At 53.9% G+C, this 4,327-nt stretch carries 5 protein-coding genes and 1 pseudogene; 2 read left to right on the forward strand and 4 right to left on the reverse strand.

What is annotated here, in order from left to right:
* Window positions 1–191: 191 nt before the first annotated feature.
* Together DDT52_RS20715 and DDT52_RS20720 are read right to left on the reverse strand one after the other, a co-directional pair.
* Window positions 192–976 (reverse strand): annotated as a pseudogene (locus tag DDT52_RS20715) (integrase domain-containing protein).
* 816 nt (window positions 977–1,792) lie between these two features.
* On the reverse strand, window positions 1,793–2,038 hold the full coding sequence (locus DDT52_RS20720; RefSeq protein WP_136157986.1) for a helix-turn-helix domain-containing protein: 246 nt from the start codon (window positions 2,036–2,038) through the stop codon (window positions 1,793–1,795).
* A gap of 104 nt (window positions 2,039–2,142) precedes the next feature.
* Between DDT52_RS20720 and DDT52_RS20725 the strand changes: the two genes are divergently transcribed.
* Window positions 2,143–2,400, forward strand: coding sequence for a helix-turn-helix domain-containing protein (locus DDT52_RS20725; RefSeq protein WP_080163130.1), 258 nt, complete (start codon window positions 2,143–2,145; stop codon window positions 2,398–2,400).
* An 86-nt stretch (window positions 2,401–2,486) separates the two neighbouring features.
* Window positions 2,487–2,741, forward strand: a complete 255-nt coding sequence (locus DDT52_RS20730; protein WP_121590281.1) for a helix-turn-helix domain-containing protein — start codon at window positions 2,487–2,489, stop codon at window positions 2,739–2,741.
* Here the strand turns inward: DDT52_RS20730 and DDT52_RS20735 are convergent.
* Window positions 2,728–3,912, reverse strand: a complete 1,185-nt coding sequence (locus DDT52_RS20735) for a tyrosine-type recombinase/integrase (protein WP_425591572.1) — start codon at window positions 3,910–3,912, stop codon at window positions 2,728–2,730. The two genes, DDT52_RS20730 and DDT52_RS20735, sit on opposite strands and share 14 nt — an antisense overlap.
* Window positions 3,913–4,062 carry an Arm DNA-binding domain-containing protein gene (locus DDT52_RS21530; protein WP_425591571.1) on the reverse strand — a complete coding sequence of 50 codons (150 nt, stop codon included), beginning with the start codon at window positions 4,060–4,062 and terminating at the stop codon, window positions 3,913–3,915. It abuts the gene before it with no gap.
* Window positions 4,063–4,327: the final 265 nt, after the last annotated feature.

Below are 4,327 nucleotides of genomic sequence, written 5' to 3' on the forward strand. Positions count from 1 at the left end.
CGATATCACTGAAGTAATGACTTCCGCTTCTGGCACATAGCCGACTGCCAGATTAGATTGCACTCAGATCAGCGAAAGTGCCAGATCGAGTATAGTCAGTACTCTCCAATTTATTCAACGACACTCTATAGTGCTTTCCCATAAACCCGCTCCACATACCGCCCACATCCATCCCCATGCCCCAAATCCATCTACACCAGCGCGTAGGCTTCCCGGTTGCTGAATCCCTGCTGCCGGTAATAACGCATCGCATCCTGCGCCCATGCGTAACGCAGGCTGTGCGGGGAATATTGCCCCTTTAGTCCAGCCAAAGCGGTTTGCGAGCGCCAGCGGTTGATGGCGCTTTTCAGATCCGGTTTATCAATCAACCCAGCGCCTGATTCACTGTTTGTGTTAACGCTTCCCGATCCAGAACCCGCGTTTGTCGGGGCCGTCCGCCTTTGGTGCCGAATACCACCGTTAATTGCTCGTCGCCTCGCTCCAGCGCCGTGGCCCATGTCTGAAGCGACTGCGAGCACTGCACTGCCTCCTGCGAGCGCAGACCCATCATTCGAGCCAGTTGCAGCGTCAGCGCGAGTCCGGTGTCTTTCTGTTGCATGATTGCCAGCGCCGCCTGATAGCGCTCCGGCGTAATTGCTTGCCGTGAGCCATCGCGACTAGCACCGCCCAGACCTAGCTCCTTATTACTCAATCGTTCCGCATCCGCCAGCTTAACCCGTCCGGCGGTGCGCAAAATGACACGCACCGCCGCCATCTCGTTATGCAGCGTGCGCAGAGTAATTCCCTGTTCTAACCGCCCGGCGATATAGCATTCGATATGTTTTGCTTTCAGGTACTGCACCGAGCGGATCTGAATATTCAAAGACAGCAGGTGGCTGGCAAGCCGCTCTGCAATCTTTAGTCGATCATGTACCGTCTTATGGCTGCCGCCAGCCTGTCGGGCCAGCGTCTGCATCTCCCGACTTAATCGTGACATATGCTATCCCCTCCATACTCAATAACCTCTGTTCTCCGGCACACGGCGATTTACGACACGGATTTACCGTGTCGCACTGAACAATACCTGCGCGCCGGAGCGGCAGCGGTTGAGGTATGACGGGGATATCGGTTATGCACTCGGTGCAGCCGCCTGCATCAGCAGGGTAATCCCCTCAGGCTGAAAAAGCCTGCCTCAGGTATCGGTTCAGTCCTCCTCTGATAAGTGGGTTGATGAGAATTGACGCAGAAAATGTGCGTCAGATGACAGGTCGCGCCGGAAAGCGCTGTAGTGTAAGGGTTGGCGCAGAGATTGTTNAGTGTAAGGGTTGGCGCAGAGATTGTTCGCGGCGTCACTTGCAACGGCTTTGCGCCGTATGAAGTGACGCCGCTGCCTCATGGATGCATTCGCTGAGGCAGCAAAAGACCGCGGACGGTTGCGCCAGCTATAAAGGTTGTTATGCATCAATGCGTATGCGAAAGGCAAGAACAAACAGGATGCAGCCCTAAGGCATTGGAATAAGTTAGCTACCATCGCCGCAGCGATCACCCGCAAACAGGTAGTGAGGCGGGTTGGGAGTCGACCACACAGGTTGGTCCTGCGCGTTGCCTTGAAGGTCGTGGCAACATGGGAGTGCTGCTTGCAGCAGCGGTATAGCACTGACAATTTACTGCGCCAAAATCCGTATATCAAGCGGCTAACGCGCTGCGCTTGTTGGCTCCTTACTGGATTTCTATTCCATAGAAATCCAGTAAGGAGCGTCTAAATCCACTAACAGTATGAAAAAAATTTTGTAAATTTTCGCCGGGTGGGTTTTCAATCCCTCTCCCCTTCCCCACCCTGACCACGGCTGATGCCCTGATAGCGGGAAGGCCAGATCTCTTCCGGCCGTTTGTTCAACGCTTCGGCAATCAAGCGCTCGCCCTTCGGCCAGTGTCGCGTTAGCGCGTTCGCCAGCGTGGACGAGGCCAGTCCTGCCTCTCTGGAAACCGCAGCCAGCGTTGTACCCTGCTTTCTCAAAGATGCAATGATATCAGCAGGATGCCAGTCATTTTTATTCATCTCTCTAACTCCTCTCCATAACGAATTTCATTAATTATCCTGTTTTGGGATAATTAATGAAATGACTGATATTCGATTTTGGGATATCAGTCAAGGTTAACGAGATGGCGTCAATTTATTCAGAAGAATATCAAAGCGTTATAAAAACACTTCGGGAAGCCAGAATCAGGAAAGGCATCAGCCAGCAAAGCCTGGCCGAATCGTTAGGCCGACCACAGTCGTTTATCGCCAAAGTCGAAAGTGGTGAACGCCGGCTGGATGTTGTGGAATTTGCCTGTATCGCACACCTGCTATCCATCGATATCGCCACAGTTTTAGAGAAAATAATTAATAAAAAACAGTTAAGTAGACATAAACCCTGACCAACCGCCAATGCTGTTAATCCTATTTTGGGATAAATCAATCCGTCATTGATAGTCAATCCGGTCTTTCTAACGGAATTGATCAAATGGCATCCATTTACTCCGATGAATATCAACGCGTTATCAAGGCGCTGCGCGAGGCGCGTATAGCGAAAGGGGTCACGCAGGAAAGTCTGGCTCAGGCGCTGGATCGCCCTCAGTCGTTTATCGCCAAGGTCGAAAACGGAGAGCGCCGGTTAGACATCGTCGAATTTGTCCACCTTGCCCGTTTGCTCTCAATCGATCCCACTAGCATCATTGGCAAGATCCCGGCGAAACATAAGCCGCTCAGCGCAAAATAATTTCACGTAACAACGGCGCGCCTCCCACAGGCTGCATCCAGTTGCTTGCCGCGATACCGATCGCACCGACACCTCGCGGCTCCGCGGTTTTAATTACTGCTTCCCCAGCCTCCCACCGATCCAACCTGTCGGCCCATTCCTGCATCATCATCCGCCGCTGCTCAACGTAAACCGCATGGTTATAAGCGGCGCAGATCTTATTAGGATCGGCATGGGATAACTGCACCTCGATCCACTCTTTCGGGTAGCCGAGTTCGTTAAGCGTCGTCGAGATCGTCGCCCGGATGCCGTGACCGGTTAGTCGATCTGCATAACCCATACGTTTCAGCGCGCTGTTAAGCGTATTTTCGCTGATGCGCTTTTGCAGGTTGTTGCAGTTGGGAAGCAGGTAGCGTTGCGCCGGTCGTCGCTTCTGCAAAGTTAAAAGCGCTTTCACGATGTCGATGGCCTGTCGCGGCAGCGGTACCACATAAGCCGGGACGCTGTTACCTTCCCGGCGCATCCTGACCTGCAACTGTTTGACCGATGCGGGCGGAATAATCCACAGCCCACGCTTAAGATCGAATTGGTCAGGTTCAGCAAGGCGCAACTCGCCGGTACGCACGCCGGTCAACAACAGCAGGCGTAACCCCTGTTGAGTTGTCTCCTGCCCGTTATAGTCGCGCAGCTTGCGCAAAAACGACGGTAACTCGTCCATGCGCAAAAAGGGATTGTGCGTCACCGGCGGTCGGGGCGCGGCCACAATATCCAGATCGCCGGCCGGATTGTAGCGCACGCCTTTTTCCACTTTGGCATAGCGAAACAGTTGGTTCAGCCACGTTCTTACTTTCTCAGCGGTGGTAAATGCCCTCCGCCGCTCAATCCGGCGCAGAACTTCCAGAATATGCGACGGCTCTACATCGAAAATCGGCAGACCACCCAGCGACAGCAGCACGTCTTTAGCGAAGATGCGATCGATCTGCGACAGCGTGCTTTGTCGTCCGCGCTCCAGACTCAGCGCCTTGAAGTCGCGCCACTGGCGGAACACCGCGTCAAAGGTATTTTGCGCCGCAGCGTTGCACTGCTGGCGGTAGCTACGCGGATCGTTACCCGCAGCCAACTGCGCACGCAATTCGTCGCGCTGCTGGCGCGCCTGTTTCAGGGAGAAGGCGGGATAAGAACCAAGCGAGATTCACTGCTGTTTACCCTGCAACGAAAAGCGGAAGTGCCATTTCTTCGCGCCTTTACCGGTCACGAACAGTGATAGCCCATCGCTATCGTTGAGAGTGTAGGCTTTGCCGGTGGTGCGGGCCTGCCGGGCAACGGCATCGGTTAACGCCATAGGGTATGCCTCCTTCAGTGCTGAAGAGAGGTGTACCGCGCACAGGGAAGCGACTCAGCAAACAATCCGCACCCATAACGCACCCGATTTTCATGTACTAATTTATGTACTACTTCGGCGTGGTTGACGGTGGTTTTCAGTGGATTTCGCTGGATGCTCAACAGAGCGATTACCCTGTTGAATCAGAGAGCTACAGACTTTGGTGGCTGTCTATAGCACAAGAATTGGAGCGGGAAACGAGACTCGAACTCGCGACCCCGACCTT

The organism is Brenneria roseae subsp. roseae (assembly GCF_003115845.1).
GTDB classification, from domain to species: domain Bacteria; phylum Pseudomonadota; class Gammaproteobacteria; order Enterobacterales; family Enterobacteriaceae; genus Brenneria; species Brenneria roseae.